Here is a 15,987-nt window from a genome sequence, read left to right as displayed (position 1 = left end):
CTGCTCATGATGCGTTGCCTGGTTGACTGCGGCATCATGGCTGCCTGGCCTTCACTTCACCCAGGAGACAGCGATGATCAAAACCGGCGATCAATTGCCCGACGTTACCCTTTATCAATACAACAACGACGCAGGCGCCTGCGCGATCGGCCCCAAGGCCTTTTCCATTCGCGAGCGTTGCAAGCACAAGAAGGTGCTGATCTTCGCGTTGCCGGGCGCGTTCACCCCGACTTGCTCTGAACGTCATGTTCCCGGTTATGTCGCGGCGGCCCCTGCGTTGTTCGCAGCTGGCATTGACGAGATCCTGTGCGTCTCGGTGAACGATGCCTTTGTCATGAACGCCTGGGGCAACAGCTTGCAGGTCGGGGATGCGGTCAAGATGATCGGCGATGGCAATGGCGAATTCAGCGAGGCGCTGGGCCTGACCCAGGACCTTTCGGCACGCGGTTTGGGGCGGCGCTCGCAGCGGTATGCGATGTTGGTCGACGACCAGGTAGTCCAGTACATTGCGGTTGAAAGCCCCGGCAAGTTCGAGGTCAGCGATGCGGCCAGCCTGCTGGCTGTGTTGCGCTAGCCATACCTTTCAGGCCTTGCCGACAACGGCTGTCAGGGCTGCCAGAACACCTTTCGAACCGGCCGCTAACAACAAGGTACAGACGGTTGAAACTTCACCAACTCAGGGCGCTGGTCGCCATTCATAACGCAGGCAGCATCCTCGAAGCCTCCAAGCTCATGCACATTACTCAGCCCGCGCTGAGCCGTTCGATCAAGGAGCTGGAGCGGGAGGTGGGGTTTACCCTGTTGCAGCGGTCGCACAAAGGCATGGCCCTTACCGAGGAAGGCAAGCGTGTCATCCGCCATGCCAACCTCGTGGTAGAGAGCATACGCCGCCTGCAGATCGAAGCGGCGAGCATTCAGGATGCGGCGCTGGGCGCCGTGTCGATCGGGGTGACGTCGTTGACGGCGATGCTCGATGGCGTCGATGAAAGTATCCTGGCCTTTCGGCGCAAGTACCCGCGGGTGAAGATCACCATCACCGACTTGCGCCCCAGCCAGATCCTGCAGCGCTTGCGCGATGGCAGCCTGGACTTTGCCATTACTTCGCAGCAACCGCTGAGTCGGCTGAGCCTGGACTGGGAGGCACTGGGCAGTATCAAGGGCAGGGTGATTTGCCACGCCTCGAATCGGCAGAAGTTCAGCCAGTCACTGCGCACCTTGCAATACGCCCCCTGGATCAGCCTGGACGAGTTGTCCGACCAGGCTTCGCAGTTTCACCAACTGTTCGAGGCCAACGGCCTTCGGGTGCCACAGAACACCGTTGAATGCACTTCAGTGATGATGGCGCTGAAGCTGTTGAAGAACACGGAATCGTTGATGACCATCAGCGAACTGGCAGTGGACCAAGGATTTACCTACGGTATCGATTGCGAGTTCGTCGCCATGGCGGTGCAGGAGTTGATTCCGGATTACCCCATCAACCTGGTCTGCATTGACCGCCACAGCCTCACGGCGCCTGCCCAGGAGCTGTTCCACAGCTTGCGCGGGCAGGTGCTCAAGCAGACCCGCCCCGTGGGGTCAGAAGTGGTAGTACATGCCTAGCGAGACGTTGCTTGGGTTATCGCCCGCCTGATCCACCGGGGTGCCGGCGTAGGTGACCGACGAGGCGCGCTGGTTGGCGATCATGCCAAGGCGTCCATAAAGGGCCCAGCGGGGGTTGATGAAGTGGTCATAGCCGATCATCACTCCCCACGCGTCCTTGTCGCGGGCGCTGACCTGGCGTTGCATCACTGCCAGGCGCAGCACGTCCAGCTCGCCCACCGGCGCCATCATGCCGAAGGTGTAGAGCGTGGTGCTGGGCGTGCCGGCCTGGTCCACGTCCTGACGTTGCCAGGTGAGGCTGGTGGCCAGCGGGCCGAAATCGTAGAACGCCGACAGGCTCTTGAAATCGTTGGCGGTCTGGCGTGAAACGCCGCCGTCGTCCCATGGGTCGCTGTAGTAACGGTTGTAGGAGGCCAGCAACATCACCCGGCTGTTGCGGTATTGCAGCCGGGCGCCACCGCCACGCACGGTGCGCCCAGCGCTGGCGGCATCGTCGAAGCCGAAGCTCAGCGCGGTACCGAGGCTGAAGCCGCTGAAGGTCGGGCTGGTGTAAGCCAGGGTGTGCTTGGGGCGCAGGTCAAGGTAAAAGGCGCCCTTGCCGGCGGCAGGCAGGGCCAGGTAGGTGTAGGGCGAGCCATAGGTGGCCAGGAACGGGTCGGCGTAGGTGGGCGTGGCCATGCCGTAGGTCTTGCCGAACTCGAGCTTGCCCAGGGTGCGCGAGCGCAGGGCGACTGTCGCCAGGCGCAGGGTACCGACAGTGTCCCAGGTGCCCTCCAGGGCCTCGCCATTGAGGTTGAAACCCTCCTCGACGTCAAGCTCCACGACGGTATCGGGGTCAAGCGCCTTGCGTGCGTACAGCCCGAGCTTGTTGGTCCAGGCGCCGCCACCGGCCAGCCTGAAACCCGAGTGGTGCTGTGAGTCGTGATAGCTGGCGAATGCATCCACGGTGCCGTACACCTTGAGCGTGTCATCGAAGCCGTAATCCAGCCCGTAATAACCAAAACCCGGCGCAATCCGCGCGAGCGTCGGAAAACCCTCTGCCTCTGCCTGCGCAGCAAGGCAAGCCCCTTGGATCATCAACAGCAACGACGTAATGCGAGTGTTCATTCACGACTCCAGGCCAGCACGGTGATGTGGTGGCTTTAGCGTCGGTGAACAGAACGTTGCAGCGTGATTGCTTATTCGGTCAGGTCATGCCGTTTGGTTAATCAGGGGCTGGCGCGGCGTGTGGATTGGCGAGCGCATCCGCGTTAGACAGGCTTCGTACCCGCGCCAACGCTGCGCTACGGATGCTGATCTGTGGGCGTTATTGGGGCCGCGCGCGAAGCGAGGGCGGACTGTGCGCCAGCTCAGGGCAATTTGGCCAACGATCGCGCCGGCAAATTGCTCATTGGTTATCCCTATGCCGAAACTGCAAGTGTATTGGGTGCCCGATTGGCTGATATTCGCTGCACGCCGCGATTTGCCAACGGAGACAACAATGATCAGACCGCTACCCACATCGCCGAGCCTGCAAAAAGGTGGGCATTCAGCCGCGCAGGTATCGTCCTCCCGTAAAACCTTGGTCGCCTGCTCGTTGGGCAATGCGCTGGAAATGTACGACTTCACGATCTACAGCTTCTTCGCTGTACTGATCGGCAAGCACTTCTTCCCCTCCGACTCGGCCATGGCGTCGTTGTTGATGTCGCTGGCCACCTTTGGCGTCGGTTTCCTGATGCGCCCGGTCGGGGCGATGGTCATCGGTCGCTATGCTGACCGGCATGGACGCAAGGCCGCTTTGAGCCTGACCATCGGGCTGATGACCCTGGGCACCGCAATGATTGCCTTTGCGCCCACGTATTCACAGATCGGGATTTTCGCCACGTTGCTGCTGGTGACCGGCCGGCTCATCCAGGGCATGTCGGCAGGCGGGGAGGTCGGTACCGCGTCGGTATTCCTGATGGAATCCAGTGCGGTCGGCAATCGCTGCCAGAGCGTCAGCTGGCAGGCCGCCAGCCAGGGCTATGCCGCCTTGGTGGGGGCCGGCTTTGGCCTGGCCCTCAGCCAGTTGCTCGACCCTTCCGCGCTGGAAAGCTGGGGATGGCGCATACCGTTCATCTTCGGCCTGCTGATCGGGCCAGTCGGTTGGTACATACGCACGCGGTTGCCGGAAACCCATGAGGCCGCACCGGCGCAGAAGGCAGAGCGGGGGCTGGATGCCGAACTGCTCAAACGCATCGCCCAAGGCATCGGCCTGATGGCCAGCTCGACCATTGGCATGTACCTGTTCGTGTTCTACATGCCGACCTACCTGACCACCGCCTTGCATTATCCACCCGGCAGCGCGATGGCGATTGCCTGCATCAGTAGCGGTTGCATGGCCGTCATCTGCCCGTTGGCCGGCAAATTCGCCGACAAGTATCAGCTCAGAAAACGCCTGCTGGTGTGGACCGTCGCCGCGCCGGTGGTGTTGACCCTGCCCGTGTTCTATCTGCTCGGGCAAGTGCAGCACATGGGCCTGGCCATGATGGGCGTGGCGATCCTGATCTTGCCGACCTGTATCGGTGCCGGTGCGTTCTTCGCGCTGATCATGGAGGGCTTCCCGAAGGCCAGGCGCTCGTTCGGCACCTCGGTCAGCTACAGCCTGGGGGTGACCCTGTTCGGTGGTTTCTCGCCATTGGTGGCCACCTGGCTGATTGCAGCGCTGGGCACGCCGTTGGCGCCAGCCTACTTCCTGCTGGCCGGCGGCGTCGTCAGCCTGGCCTGCCTCAGATACTTCCCTGAAAACAAAGGATGCGAGTGATATGGGTATTTTGCAGAGCAATCAAACACCGGGCTCAGCCGCCGAGCTGGATGAGTTCGTCATGCTGCGCCGGCAGATCCACGCTGCGCCGGAAATTGGCGGCGACACCCCTGATACGGCGGCCCTGGTAGCCGACAAGCTGCAAGCTTTGGGCTATGAAGTGCATCGCAATGTGGGCGGGCATGGTGTGGTCGGCGTGCTGAAAGTGGGGGACAGCTCGCGCAGCATCGGGTTGCGTGCAGACATGGACGCACTGCCCATGGGCGAAAAGAATGCGTTTGCGCATGCCAGCAAGATCCCTGGCCGCATGCATGCCTGTGGCCATGACGGGCATACCGCGATCCTGCTGGCAGCCGCTGCGCAACTGGCGGCTACACGCCAGTTCAACGGGACGTTGAACGTGATATTCCAGCCCGACGAGGAAGGCCTGGCGGGGGCCAAGGCGATGATCGACGACGGCCTGTTCGAGCGCTTTCCGTGCGACTCGGTGTATGCGCTGCATAACATGCCCGGCCTGCCGGTGGGCACGTGCGTGGTGCAGGCGGGGCCCACCATGGCGTCTTCCGAACGTGTCAGCATTCGGATTACCGGTAAAGGCGGGCATGGTGCGATGCCGGAACTGTCGGTAGACCCGGTGATGGCGTTGAACAGCCTGATCAGTGGCATCCAGACCATCAAGTCGCGCAACCTGAGCGTCGAGGACTACGCCGTGATCAGCATCGGCATGATCCAGGCCGGCACCGTATACAACATCATCCCTGACGAGGCCTGCATGTTGCTGAGCGTGCGCACTGACACGGCCCAGACCCAGCAGAAGATCAACAGCCGCATTGACGCCCTGGCCAAGGGGCACGCAGAAAGCTATGGCGTGGAGATTGATGTGCAATTCACCCAACTGGCGCCCGCCTTGTGCAACAGCGATCACGAAAGCACGTTGCTGCGTGACAGCCTGAGGCCGTTGTTCGCCGACGGCGCGCTGCTGGACAAGATGCCGAAGAAGGTCATGGGCACCGAAGACTTTGCCTACATGTTGCAGGCGCGGCCTGGCTGTTACTTCATGCTGGGCAATGGCACGGGCGAGTTCCATGGGTGCTCGGTGCATAACCCCCACTACGATTTCAATGATGCGTTGGTGAAAATTGGCGCTGATTGTTGGGTGAAGTGGGTTCAGGACTATCTGCGTTGACCCTGCGTCATCTGCGCCGAAATAGTCTACGCTCTCAGCCGAAGCGCGTCGTGACAGGCTTCATCCCGTTATCGTCGCTCTGGCGATTCACACCGACGGACCAGGCTCGGTCCAAAGAGGGTGCTGCAATGGCGACTATCGACACCGAGAACCTTGCAAAGGGGCTGCAGCAGGTTGAAGCCTGCTGGCAGGCGTATACCTCGTCACAGCGGCTTGTCGAAGGCCTCGCGGGCAGCGACCGGAGCAGTGCCATTGAAACCGCCAACCGCGATTTCACCAGGTTTCAGAACCAGTGCCAGCTGTTTTATGCCGAAGTGCGCAAGAGGGCAGCGGATGCGGACAAGCTGGAGAGCGACATGGCACGGTATCCCCATTACTTTCAGTGACGCCTGATTGAACGTCGCGCTGTGCCCGGGTTCTGACAAGCAAAGGGGACAGCGAGGACGCTTTCATGAGCATCGAACGCACCATTGCCGAGCTTGAAGCCTGGTACGCCCAGTACGACGACATCAGTTACCGGCGCGCGTCACCGGATGCCTACCACCATGAACTGCTTCGCACAGCCGAGGCCCTGCGCGACGACGGTGCCATCGACTGGGACGACTGGTTGGCGCTCAAGGCGCTGGCCGATGAGGCGCATATCCGCGCGCTGGAAGATGCCGTGCAGGCCCATGTGAGCGACCCGGACGCATGAAAGCGCTGAAGATTGCCACCTTCAACATCAATGGCATCCGCAGCCGTTTGCCGGCGCTGCTGGCCTGGCTGGAGCGGGAGCAGCCCGACATTGCCTGCCTGCAGGAGCTGAAGGCGGCCGATCAGCAATTCCCTCGCGCGGAGCTGGAGGCAGCAGGCTATGGCAGCCTTCATCATGGGCAACCGTCATGGAACGGCGTGGCCATTCTGGTGCGGGGCAGCGATCCGCTCGAAGTTCGCCGCGGCTTGCCCGGCCTGGAAGAGGACAGCCAGAGCCGCTATCTGGAAGCTGCGGCACACGGGGTGTTGGTCGCTTGTCTCTACCTGCCGAACGGCAACCCGCAGCCCGGGCCAAAGTTCGATTACAAGCTGCACTGGTTCGAATGCCTGATCCAGCATGCGCGCAGCCTCTATGAAAGTGGCCACCCCACGCTGCTGGCAGGGGATTTCAATGTCGTGCCCACCGACATGGACATCTATAACCCGCGTTCCTGGCTGAAGGACGCACTGCTGCAGCCTGAGTCGCGAGCGTGTTACCAACGACTGCTTGACCAGGGCTGGCTCGATGCCATACGCCATCTGTACCCGGACGAGCGTGTCTACACCTTCTGGGACTATTTCCGTAACCACTGGGCCCGCAATGCCGGGTTGCGAATCGATCACCTGTTGCTCAATCGCGAGCTTGCGCCTTATCTGAAACGGGCGGGTGTCGATGCATGGGTGCGCAACGAGGCCAAGGCCAGCGACCATGCGCCCGTCTGGATCGAGCTGGGTGCGCGTCGTGCTCGGTCATAGTCAGTTCAGCACATGAATGAGCGCCGGGCTGAGGCGTTGCGACAGTAACCGACTTCAGATTGCATTCAGATTCGGCCCCGATAATTCCCTCAGTCGCACCTAGGCGGGGGAAACTTCATGACTCAGTCTCATCAATGGCACAGTTTGCTTCCGTTACCCATCGGTAGCCATGCCGATCATCAGGCGCATCTTTCTCTTCACCTCAGCGACGATCATGGGCGAGGCGAGCTGGAGCACTTCATACACGAGCGCTTTGCCAGTGTGCACCAGGCGGATGTGCAGCATTACCTGCCGGAGCTACTTGCCTTGCAGGGTAGCCACGGTCGGCTGATTGCGGCGGCGGGCATGCGACCGGCCAGCGAAGGGCCGCTCTTTCTTGAGCGGTACCTGGACGAGCCTCTGGAATCCGCTGTTTCACGGGTAACCGGTGCCTCACCGGATCGCAACTGCATGGTAGAAGTAGGCAACCTGGCCTCGCTCAGCGCCGGTAGCGCTCGAATAATGATCATCGCCGTGACGTGGTTGCTGGCCATGCGCGGTCTGGAGTGGGTCGCATTCACGGGCGCCGCGACACTGTTCAACAGTTTCCGGCGACTGGGGCTGGTGCCCACTGTTCTGGCCTCAGCGGATCCTGCGCGCTTGCAGGGCCAAGTGGACCAGTGGGGGACCTATTACGACCAGCGACCCCAGGTATTTGCCGGCAACATAGGCGTTGGCTTCGATGCCCTGAAGCAGGCGGGGATGTTCGAGCGGCTTGGGTTTCCCATGTTAGCCCTGGAGACCGGCCATGCGGCATGAACTGACAGCCTTTCAGGCACTGTTGCGCCAGCACGCCGTGGAGCATCCTGACGCCGTGGCCGTTCAGGGCGATGCGCAGCGTTACACCTACCGGCAACTGCTCGACGAAGTCGAATCCCGTGCGGGCTGCCTGCGCAGCCAACCACCGGGAACCTTCGCCGTGGTGCTGGATAACGGGCCCGAAGCGCTATTCTGGGATTTGGCGGCGCTGTTCGCCGAACGCGCCAGTGTGACAGTGCCGCCGTTTTTCAGCGCGACCCAGTTCCAGCACTGCTTGCAGCAAAGCGGAGTGACGGCGGTCGTGTGCGAGGCGCAGTGGGCTGATCAGCTTGTTGCGCTTGGCTTTGCCCGGCAGGCGCCAGCTGGCGTCTGGCTGCGTGACAGTTTTGTCGCCCCGGCGCTGCCTGAGGGCACTGCCAAGATCACTTACACCTCCGGTAGCACCGGCACGCCCAAAGGCGTGTGCCTGAGCGCTGAAACCCTGCTGCGTGTGGCGCATGAGCTGGAGGCCGCCAGCCGCCCAACCGCGCCGCAGCGATACCTGGCGGTACTGCCACTGGGCGTTTTGCTGGAAAACCTGGGCGTCTACGCCGCGCTCATGGCTGGCGCTTGTGTGCAGCTCTATCCGCAGCAGCAGTTGGGGATGGGAGGGGCAAGCCAGGTCGATTTCAAGCGCCTGCTGGGCGCAATCGCCCTCAGTGGGGCGCAGAGCCTGATCCTTGTGCCGCAACTGCTGATGGGGCTGGTGACAGCGATCGAACGCGGGCTGATGCGGGTCGGCCCTCTGCGTTTGGTGGCGGTAGGCGGGGCTCGGGTATCGCCAAGCCTGCTTGCGCGGGCCGAGGCGGTCGGTTTGCCGGTGTTCGAGGGTTACGGCTTGTCCGAGTGCGCCTCGGTAGTGGCGCTCAACCGCACAGGGGCTGTGCGCCCTGGGAGCGTCGGCAAGCCATTGCCGCATGTGCAGGTGCGCATCGCCGAGGATGGCGAAGTCCTGGTGGCCGGCTCGACATTGCTGGGCTATCTGGGAGAGCCGCCTGTAACCGGGCAGTGGTGGGCAACAGGCGATGTAGGCCACCTCGATGAGGACGGCTACCTCTACCTGGATGGCCGCAAGAAGCATCAGTTCATCACCAGTTTCGGGCGCAACGTCAACCCGGAGTGGGTGGAGGCCGAGCTGAGCCAAAGTGGTGTGATCGCCCAGGCTTTCGTGCATGGCGAAGCCTTGCCACGCAACCTTGCCTTGCTCTGGCCGCTGGATCCCGGCATCAGCGACGAGGCCATCGAACAGGCCGTACAGCAATGCAACGCGCGATTGCCCGATTACGCCAGGGTGCACACCTGGCGCCGCTTACCAGTGCCTCTTAGCACGCTTGACGAAACCCTGACTGCCAATGGCCGCCCGCGACGTGAGGCGATCTTGCAGCGTTACCACACCCTGTTGTCCGACATCTCGTTGTGAGGTTCACAATGTCCTTTTTCGACACCCTGCAAGTACAAACCGCCCAAGAGCGTCAGGCGCTGTTCGCCGTACCGGTGATCCGCGAAGCGCTGGCCGGCCAGGTCAGCCTGGACAGCTACGTCGCCTTCCTGACCCAGGCCTATTACCACGTGCGCCATACCGTGCCGCTGATGATGGCCTGTGGGGCTCGATTGCCGCTGCGGCTGGAGTGGCTGCGCGGCGCGGTCTGCGAATACATTGAAGAGGAATATGGCCACGAGCAGTGGATCCTCAACGACATCAGAGCGTGCGGCGGTGACTGGGAGGCCGTGCGCGATGGCCAGCCGGTGCAATCCATCGAGCTGATGGTCGCCTACCTGTACGACCTGATCGCCCGTGGCAACCCGGTCGGGTTGTTCGGCATGGTCAACGTGCTCGAAGGCACCAGCATCGCCCTGGCCACCCAGGCGGCAGGCGTTATCCAGAACACATTGGCACTGCCTGATCAGGCGTTCAGCTACCTCAGCTCGCACGGTGCGCTCGACCAGGAGCACATGGTGACCTACAAACAGTTGATGGATCGCCTCGACGATGCCGGTGACCAGCAGGCCGTTCTCCACGCGGCCAAGGTCGTCTACCGCTTGTACACCGAGATGTTCCAGGGCCTCCCGCGTGCCGGGCAGCAAGAGGTGCACCATGCGTTTGGCTGAGTCCGTGGTGATCCTCACCGGCGCCAGTGGGGGCATAGGCCTGGAATTGGCTGAACAGCTCTGCGCTGCCGGTGCCCAGGTGTTGGCCGTCAGTCGGCATATGGGCAAGCTGGCTGGCCTGATGAATCGGTACCCTGATCGTCTGCGCTGGCAGGAAGCCGACCTGCGCAGCCCGTCAGGGCGCGAACATGTCATCGAGCGGGCACGCGAGATGGGGGCTGTGAATGTGCTGATCAACGCTGCTGGCGTGAATCGCTTCGCTCTGCTCGACCAGCTGGATGAGTATGCGCTGGACGAGCTATTGGACATCAACCTGAAGGCTCCCCTGCAACTGACCCGGGCCTGCCTGCCGTTGCTGCGCGCTCAGCCCAAGGCGTTGGTGGTCAATGTCGGGTCGACCTATGGCTCGATCGGCTACCCCGGCTACGCCACCTACTGCGCCAGCAAGTTTGCGTTGCGTGGTTTTTCGGAAGCGCTGCGCCGCGAGTTGGCCGACACCACGGTGAACGTGCTGTATGCCGCCCCCCGGGCGACCCGCACAACGATGAACAGCAGCGCTGCGACTGCGCTCAATCAAGCGCTGAAAGTTGGTATGGACGACCCGGCGGACGTCGCCCGTGCTGTGCTCCAGGCGGTGCAATCCGAGCGCACCGAGCTTTACCTGGGGTGGCCGGAAAAGCTCTTCGTGCGTATCAACGGCATGTTGCCGGGCATGGTCGATCGCGCTCTGCGCAAGCAACTGCCAGTCATTCGCCGCTATATCGGCAGCCACTCCAAGGAGTCGAACAAATGAAGCGTCTGTTCATTGCCAGCTTGCTGGCATTTGCACCCTTCACCTGGGCATTGGACCAGGCAGGTAGCCAGCGCCTGAGTGATCTGCAGCAGCGCTGGGCGCAGATTCAGTACCAAATGCCCAAGGATAAGCGTGCCGACGCCTTCGAAAAGCTGGCAGGCGATGCAGCAACGTTTGTTCATCAGTATCCGGGCACACCTGAACCGTTGATCTGGGAGGGCATCATCAACAGCAGTTGGGCGGGGGCGACGGGCGGCCTCGGTGCACTGGGCAAGGTCAAGGCGGCGAAAGCCAGCCTGGAGCAGGCCATGACGCTGGACCCAAACGCCCTGCAAGGTTCGGCCTACACCAGCCTGGGCACGCTGTATGACCAGGTGCCCGGCTGGCCTATCGGTTTCGGTGATGCCGAGATGGCCGACAAGATGCTGCGCAAAGCCTTGCAGATCAACCCCAACGGTATCGACAGCAACTATTTCTGGGCCGATCATCTGTATCGGCAGAAGCGCTACCCTGAAGCTACCGCCGCCCTGCAGAAAGCCTTGCAGGCACCGCCCCGGCCGGGGCGTGAGTTGGCTGACCAGGGCCGGCGTGCCGATATCGATGCTTTACTCAAGGCCATCAAGGACAAACAGGACTGAACATGCGGCTGTTGCTGGTTGAGGATGACATCGCACTGGGGGAAGGGATCTGCGACGGCTTGCGCCAGGAGGGTTACACCCTCGACTGGTTGCGCGACGGTGTCAGTGGCTTGCATGCGTTGCAGCACGAGACCTTCGACCTGGTGATCCTGGATCTTGGATTGCCCCGCATGGATGGCCTCGAGCTACTCAGGCGATTACGCGCCGGCGGCGACAGCTTGCCGGTGCTGATCCTCACCGCCCGGGATGCCCTCGATGATCGCATTGCCGGCCTGGATGCCGGCGCCGATGATTACCTGGTCAAGCCTTTCGACCTCAATGAGCTCAAGGCACGCCTGCGCGCCTTGCTGCGGCGCAGCGTCGGGCGCGCCAAGGTGCTGATCGAGCATGCCGGGGTCAGCCTGGACCCGACCACCCAGCAAGTGCAATACAACGGCGTCGAGGTTGTGCTCACCCCCAAAGAGTATGTGCTGTTGCATGAGTTGCTGGCACAGCCCGGCAAGGTATTCACACGTGAGCGCCTGACTCAACTGCTGTATGGCTGGGATGAAGAGCCGGAGAGCAACACGCTGGAGGTGAACATCTACCATTTGCGCAAGAAGCTGTTCAACGGCCTGATTCGCACGGTGCGCGGCATTGGCTATCTGGTCGAGGTCAAGGCATGACCTCGCTTCGCCAGCGCACGCTGTGGCGCGTGATGCTCTTGCTGCTACTCGGTACCGGCTTGCTCGCGCTCTATAACTACCACGACAGCAGCCACGAAATTAACGAGGTGTATGACGCGCACCTGGCCCAGAACGCGCGTTTGCTGCAAGGCGTCATGAGCATGCCGGTACAAGAGGGCTCGCGTGAGGCGCTGTATCAGGCCTTCAACGATGCCTTGGGCAAAGCGGGGCGACATCAGGTGGGGCACCCTTACGAAAGCAAGCTGGCATTCCAGGTCTGGGGTGAAGGCATGGCGTTGCTGGTGCATACACCCAGTGCGCCACCCATCGACCCACCACCCACTGCTCCAGGGTTCTACGACTTTTCCAGTGGCGGTGAACAATGGCGCGGTTTCGTTTTGCCGGTGCCGGAAAAACACTGGCTTATCTGGGTGGGTGAGCGTGATGATGTGCGCTACGACCTGATTGACCGCATCGTTCGCCACACGCTGTTCCCGTTCCTGCTTGGCAGCCTGGCGTTGGCACTGCTGGTCTGGGCTGCGATCGGCTGGGGGCTGCGGCCACTGCAGAACATGGCCAATGTCATCCGAAGACGCCATGCCGATTCGCTGGAGCCGCTGCAACTGGTACCGCTTCCCACTGAACTGGAGCCCATGCAGGCCGCGATCAATCGCTTGCTGGCGCAGATCGACGATCTGCTGCGGCGTGAACATCGCTTCATTGCCGATGCTGCCCACGAAATGCGTACGCCTCTGGCCGTATTGCGCCTGCACGCGCAGAACGCGCTGGCCGCCAGCAATGATGCCGAGCGCCAGAAAGCCCTGGGCTTTCTTGTGGGCGGGGTCGATCGGCTGACACGGGTGGTCAACCAGTTGCTGACCTTGGCCCGCGTCGAGCCAAGACTGGGGCAGCGAGCCAGCACCCGGATCGACCTGGCCGAGGTCGTCACCGAAACCCTGGCTGAACTGACCCCATGGATACTGGACCGAGGCCTGGAACCCTCGCTGGACATCGACGAAGGGGACCACCACCTGCAGATCGACGCCGGCGCGCTGGGCATTGCGCTACAGAACCTGGTGTCCAACGCGGTAGAACACTCACCGCCTGGTGGGCGCATCGCCGTGTTACTGCGGCGCCTGGACAGCAGCGTCGAACTGGTCGTCGAGGATGAAGGGACGGGTATCGATGAGGAGAGCCTGTCCCGTGTATTCGAGCGCTTTTACAGCCGAAATAGCCCAAATGGTGCTGGCCTTGGGCTGTCCATCGTCGCGACCATCATCGACCGTATGGGGGGGCAGGTACGCCTTGAAAACAGAGCGGGTAGCGGGCTGGCCGCTACCTTGTCGTTTCCACTGTCTTGAATCACCTTTGCTTCAGATGGATCGCTGATTGACCCGCTCAGATAGCTGCTCGGCGCTTTCCTTGCGCTCCGAATAGCGATCGACCAGGAATGCCTGGCGGTCGCGCAGCAGCACGGTAAACTTCACCAGCTCCTCCATGACATCAACCACGCGATCGTAGTACGGCGATGGCTTCATCCGCCCGGCGTCGTCGAACTCCAGATAAGCCTTGGGTACCGAAGACTGGTTCGGGATGGTGAACATCCGCATCCAGCGGCCCAGCACGCGCAACTGGTTGACCACGTTGAACGACTGCGAGCCGCCGCACACCTGCATCACGGCCAGGGTCTTGCCTTGGGTGGGGCGCAATGCCCCCAGCGCCAAGGGAATCCAGTCGATCTGTGCCTTGAACACCGCCGACATCGCCCCATGGCGCTCTGGCGAGCACCACACCTGGCCTTCTGACCATTGCACCAGTTCACGCAGCTCCTGCACCTTGGGATGCTCTACGGGTACATCGTCAGGCAGCGGCAGGCCCGACGGGTCGAAGGTGCGGGTTTCGGCACCGAAGTGCTCCAGCAGACGCGCGGCTTCTTCTACCAGCAAGCGACTGAAGGAGCGTTCTCGGGTAGACCCGTACAGCAGCAGGATGCGAGGTTTGTGTTCGCAGGTCGGGGTTGCCGAAGGCGGCAGGTCGAACAGCGTGAGGTCGAGGTTAGGCAGTTGCTCGGACATGTTTTCTTCCTGTTCAAAGCGAGCCGATGCGATCCAGCGCGTGCTTGAGCTGCTCGCGGTCGAGGTGATCGAACGGCAGCGCGAAGAAGGCCTGGCAGCGAGACTCGATGCGGGCCAGTGTGGCCCGGAAAGCCGCATCGACCGATGCTTCGTCACCCACGACATCGGAGGGGTCTTCCAGCCCCCAATGCGACTTCAGCGCAGGGCCGAAATACACCGGGCAGGCTTCGCCCGCTGCCTTGTCGCAGACGGTGATGACGATGTCGGGTGGGTTGCCCTCGAACGCATCGTTGCCTTTGCTGCTCAAGCCCTCGGTCGAGATATTGGCCTGCTGCAACGTGCTCAGGCTGCGTGGCAACACCTGGCCCTTGGGGAAACTGCCAGCGCTGACTGCCTCGAAACCGGGCGGTGCCAGGTGGTTGAACATTGCTTCGGAAAGGATGCTGCGGCAACTGTTGGCCGTGCACATGAACAGGACTCGCATGGAGGGCTCCTCCGCTGGGGGCGAACGTCAGAGGCTCAGGCGCAGTGCCAGAGCAGAAAGGGTGATCAGCAAAACCGGTACCGTGAGCAGCAGGCCGACCTTGAAGTAGTAACCCCAGGTGATGCGCACGCCTTTACGCGCCAGCACATGCAGCCAAAGCAGCGTGGCGAGGCTGCCGATCGGGGTGATCTTCGGGCCGAGGTCGCAACCGATGACGTTGGCGTAGATCATCGCCTCACGTACCAGGCCCTCTGCACCGCTGGCCTGGATCGACAATGCGCCGATCAGCACGCTGGGCATGTTGTTCATGACTGAGGACAGCAGGGCGGAAATCAACCCGGTGCCAATGGCCGCGCTCCACAGGCCCTGCTCGGCAAGCGTGTCCAGCAGGTGGGTGAGCATGTCGGTAAGGCCGGCGTTCTTCAGGCCGTACACCACCAGATACATGCCCAGCGAAAATATCACCACCTGCCACGGCGCTTCCCGCAGCACGCGACGGGTTGAGATGCGGTGACCGCGAGCGGCCACGGCAAAGAGGATTGCGGCACAGACGGCGGCCACCGCACTGATCGGGATGCCCAGAGGTTCCAGTGCGAACAGGCCTGCAAGCAGCACCAGCAGCACCCACCCACCGACTTTGAAGGTGGCGTGGTCATGAATTGCCTCGCTCGGCACCTTCAGCGCATCGAGCGCGTACTGCTTGGGGATATCACGACGGAAGTACAGGAATAACACCAGCAGGGTGGCCGCCACGCTGGCGATATTCACTGGCACCATCACCGATGCGTATTCGGCGAAGCCAAGGCCGAAGTAGTCGGCCGAGACGATGTTGACCAGGTTGGAGACCACCAGCGGCAGGCTTGCCGTGTCGGCAATGAAGCCCGCGGCCATGACAAAGGCCAGTGTCGCAGCGGGCGAAAAGCGCAGCGCGAGCAGCATCGACATGACGATGGGGGTGAGGATCAGCGCCGCACCGTCGTTGGCGAACAGCGCCGATACAGCGGCGCCGAGCAGTACGCAGAAGGCGAACAGGCGGTAGCCGCCGCCGTTAGCCCAGCGCGCCACATGCAAAGCGGCCCATTCGAAGAAACCCGCCTCATCCAGCAGCAAGCTGATGATGATGACCGCGATGAACGTGGCGGTGGCGTTCCAGACAATGGCCCATACGGCAGGGATGTCATGCAGGGAAACTACGCCTGTAGCCAGGGCGATGATGGCGCCTAGCGCGGCGCTCCAGCCAACACCGAGCCCCTTGGGCTGCCAGATGACCAGTATGAGGGTGAACACGAAGACAGCAATGGCGGGCAGCATGAAAATCTCGCTTGGTGATG

General features: G+C 62.1%; 18 protein-coding genes. 14 read left to right on the top strand and 4 right to left on the bottom strand.

Annotated elements, in window-relative coordinates; translation table 11 throughout:
* The first annotated feature begins 73 nt into the window (after positions 1–73).
* Together ACI7M0_RS15560 and ACI7M0_RS15555 are read left to right on the top strand one after the other, a co-directional pair.
* Positions 74–574 (top strand): peroxiredoxin, encoded by a 501-nt coding sequence (locus tag ACI7M0_RS15560; protein WP_010953616.1) that lies wholly within the window; start codon positions 74–76, stop codon positions 572–574.
* A gap of 86 nt (positions 575–660) precedes the next feature.
* The gene (locus ACI7M0_RS15555) at positions 661–1,599 is read left to right on the top strand and encodes a LysR family transcriptional regulator (protein WP_010953617.1); all 939 of its coding nucleotides are present in this window, start codon (positions 661–663) and stop codon (positions 1,597–1,599) included.
* On the opposite strand, the gene ACI7M0_RS15550 is transcribed toward ACI7M0_RS15555, so the two are convergent.
* Positions 1,576–2,706, bottom strand: a complete 1,131-nt coding sequence (locus ACI7M0_RS15550; RefSeq protein ID WP_129932153.1) for a porin — start codon at positions 2,704–2,706, stop codon at positions 1,576–1,578. The genes ACI7M0_RS15555 and ACI7M0_RS15550 overlap by 24 nt on opposite strands.
* Before the next feature lie 373 nt (positions 2,707–3,079).
* Here ACI7M0_RS15550 and ACI7M0_RS15545 point away from each other — a divergent pair, with 373 nt between their 5' ends.
* From ACI7M0_RS15545 to ACI7M0_RS15490, 12 genes are all read left to right on the top strand, one after another.
* A complete protein-coding gene (locus tag ACI7M0_RS15545; protein ID WP_104961951.1) occupies positions 3,080–4,381 on the top strand; it encodes an MFS transporter in 1,302 nt (433 codons plus the stop codon).
* Between the two features lies 1 nt (position 4,382).
* Positions 4,383–5,567 carry a M20 aminoacylase family protein gene (locus ACI7M0_RS15540; RefSeq protein WP_129932154.1) on the top strand — a complete coding sequence of 395 codons (1,185 nt, stop codon included), beginning with the start codon at positions 4,383–4,385 and terminating at the stop codon, positions 5,565–5,567.
* 128 nt (positions 5,568–5,695) lie between these two features.
* Positions 5,696–5,953, top strand: coding sequence for a hypothetical protein (locus tag ACI7M0_RS15535; RefSeq protein WP_003254043.1), 258 nt, complete (start codon positions 5,696–5,698; stop codon positions 5,951–5,953).
* 65 nt (positions 5,954–6,018) lie between these two features.
* Positions 6,019–6,261, top strand: a complete 243-nt coding sequence (locus tag ACI7M0_RS15530) for a hypothetical protein (protein WP_010953622.1) — start codon at positions 6,019–6,021, stop codon at positions 6,259–6,261.
* Entirely contained in the window at positions 6,258–7,055 is a 798-nt protein-coding gene (gene xth / locus ACI7M0_RS15525) for an exodeoxyribonuclease III (protein ID WP_104961949.1), read from the top strand. The genes ACI7M0_RS15530 and xth overlap by 4 nt, the downstream gene beginning before the upstream one ends.
* Positions 7,056–7,172: 117 nt before the next feature.
* On the top strand, positions 7,173–7,853 hold the full coding sequence (locus ACI7M0_RS15520) for a thermostable hemolysin (RefSeq protein ID WP_129932155.1): 681 nt from the start codon (positions 7,173–7,175) through the stop codon (positions 7,851–7,853).
* Complete coding sequence (locus ACI7M0_RS15515; protein WP_129932156.1) at positions 7,843–9,312, top strand: AMP-binding protein; 1,470 nt, start codon at positions 7,843–7,845, stop codon at positions 9,310–9,312. The genes ACI7M0_RS15520 and ACI7M0_RS15515 overlap by 11 nt, the downstream gene beginning before the upstream one ends.
* A gap of 8 nt (positions 9,313–9,320) precedes the next feature.
* Complete coding sequence (locus ACI7M0_RS15510; RefSeq protein WP_129932157.1) at positions 9,321–10,001, top strand: TenA family transcriptional regulator; 681 nt, start codon at positions 9,321–9,323, stop codon at positions 9,999–10,001.
* The gene (locus ACI7M0_RS15505; protein ID WP_129932158.1) at positions 9,988–10,794 is read left to right on the top strand and encodes an SDR family oxidoreductase; all 807 of its coding nucleotides are present in this window, start codon (positions 9,988–9,990) and stop codon (positions 10,792–10,794) included. Before ACI7M0_RS15510 ends, ACI7M0_RS15505 begins: the two co-directional genes overlap by 14 nt.
* Positions 10,791–11,432: a hypothetical protein gene (locus ACI7M0_RS15500; protein ID WP_104961945.1), complete on the top strand. Its 642-nt coding sequence runs from the start codon at positions 10,791–10,793 to the stop codon at positions 11,430–11,432. The genes ACI7M0_RS15505 and ACI7M0_RS15500 overlap by 4 nt, the downstream gene beginning before the upstream one ends.
* A 2-nt stretch (positions 11,433–11,434) precedes the next feature.
* Positions 11,435–12,097 (top strand): response regulator, encoded by a 663-nt coding sequence (locus tag ACI7M0_RS15495; RefSeq protein ID WP_010953629.1) that lies wholly within the window; start codon positions 11,435–11,437, stop codon positions 12,095–12,097.
* A complete protein-coding gene (locus ACI7M0_RS15490) occupies positions 12,094–13,458 on the top strand; it encodes a HAMP domain-containing sensor histidine kinase (protein ID WP_064493332.1) in 1,365 nt (454 codons plus the stop codon). Before ACI7M0_RS15495 ends, ACI7M0_RS15490 begins: the two co-directional genes overlap by 4 nt.
* A gap of 12 nt (positions 13,459–13,470) precedes the next feature.
* Here the strand turns inward: ACI7M0_RS15490 and arsH are convergent, their stop codons facing one another.
* The 3 genes from arsH to ACI7M0_RS15475 are packed head-to-tail and all read right to left on the bottom strand — an operon-like array spanning position 13,471 to position 15,967.
* On the bottom strand, positions 13,471–14,172 hold the full coding sequence (arsH, locus tag ACI7M0_RS15485) for an arsenical resistance protein ArsH (protein ID WP_010953631.1): 702 nt from the start codon (positions 14,170–14,172) through the stop codon (positions 13,471–13,473).
* A 13-nt stretch (positions 14,173–14,185) separates the two neighbouring features.
* The gene (locus ACI7M0_RS15480; RefSeq protein WP_020192315.1) at positions 14,186–14,656 is read right to left on the bottom strand and encodes an arsenate reductase ArsC; all 471 of its coding nucleotides are present in this window, start codon (positions 14,654–14,656) and stop codon (positions 14,186–14,188) included.
* Positions 14,657–14,683: 27 nt separating this feature from the next.
* Entirely contained in the window at positions 14,684–15,967 is a 1,284-nt protein-coding gene (locus tag ACI7M0_RS15475; RefSeq protein WP_129932159.1) for an arsenic transporter, read from the bottom strand.
* Positions 15,968–15,987 lie beyond the last annotated feature (20 nt).

It is taken from the genome of Pseudomonas sp. 10(2024) (assembly GCF_045164175.1).
In the GTDB taxonomy this organism is placed as follows: domain Bacteria; phylum Pseudomonadota; class Gammaproteobacteria; order Pseudomonadales; family Pseudomonadaceae; genus Aquipseudomonas; species Aquipseudomonas alloputida.
This window is presented reverse-complemented; position numbering and strand designations above follow the sequence as displayed.

Coding starts and splice junctions, on each gene's coding strand:
- ACI7M0_RS15545 (WP_104961951.1), top strand. CDS start 3,080: ATGATCAGACCGCTACCCACATCGCCGAGCCTGCAAAAAGGTGGGCAT.
- ACI7M0_RS15560 (WP_010953616.1), top strand. CDS start 74: ATGATCAAAACCGGCGATCAATTGCCCGACGTTACCCTTTATCAATAC.
- ACI7M0_RS15550 (WP_129932153.1), bottom strand. CDS start 2,706: ATGAACACTCGCATTACGTCGTTGCTGTTGATGATCCAAGGGGCTTGC.
- ACI7M0_RS15495 (WP_010953629.1), top strand. CDS start 11,435: ATGCGGCTGTTGCTGGTTGAGGATGACATCGCACTGGGGGAAGGGATC.
- ACI7M0_RS15520 (WP_129932155.1), top strand. CDS start 7,173: ATGACTCAGTCTCATCAATGGCACAGTTTGCTTCCGTTACCCATCGGT.
- ACI7M0_RS15490 (WP_064493332.1), top strand. CDS start 12,094: ATGACCTCGCTTCGCCAGCGCACGCTGTGGCGCGTGATGCTCTTGCTG.
- xth (WP_104961949.1), top strand. CDS start 6,258: ATGAAAGCGCTGAAGATTGCCACCTTCAACATCAATGGCATCCGCAGC.
- ACI7M0_RS15480 (WP_020192315.1), bottom strand. CDS start 14,656: ATGCGAGTCCTGTTCATGTGCACGGCCAACAGTTGCCGCAGCATCCTT.
- ACI7M0_RS15535 (WP_003254043.1), top strand. CDS start 5,696: ATGGCGACTATCGACACCGAGAACCTTGCAAAGGGGCTGCAGCAGGTT.
- ACI7M0_RS15530 (WP_010953622.1), top strand. CDS start 6,019: ATGAGCATCGAACGCACCATTGCCGAGCTTGAAGCCTGGTACGCCCAG.
- arsH (WP_010953631.1), bottom strand. CDS start 14,172: ATGTCCGAGCAACTGCCTAACCTCGACCTCACGCTGTTCGACCTGCCG.
- ACI7M0_RS15475 (WP_129932159.1), bottom strand. CDS start 15,967: ATGCTGCCCGCCATTGCTGTCTTCGTGTTCACCCTCATACTGGTCATC.
- ACI7M0_RS15505 (WP_129932158.1), top strand. CDS start 9,988: ATGCGTTTGGCTGAGTCCGTGGTGATCCTCACCGGCGCCAGTGGGGGC.
- ACI7M0_RS15515 (WP_129932156.1), top strand. CDS start 7,843: ATGCGGCATGAACTGACAGCCTTTCAGGCACTGTTGCGCCAGCACGCC.
- ACI7M0_RS15510 (WP_129932157.1), top strand. CDS start 9,321: ATGTCCTTTTTCGACACCCTGCAAGTACAAACCGCCCAAGAGCGTCAG.
- ACI7M0_RS15540 (WP_129932154.1), top strand. CDS start 4,383: ATGGGTATTTTGCAGAGCAATCAAACACCGGGCTCAGCCGCCGAGCTG.
- ACI7M0_RS15500 (WP_104961945.1), top strand. CDS start 10,791: ATGAAGCGTCTGTTCATTGCCAGCTTGCTGGCATTTGCACCCTTCACC.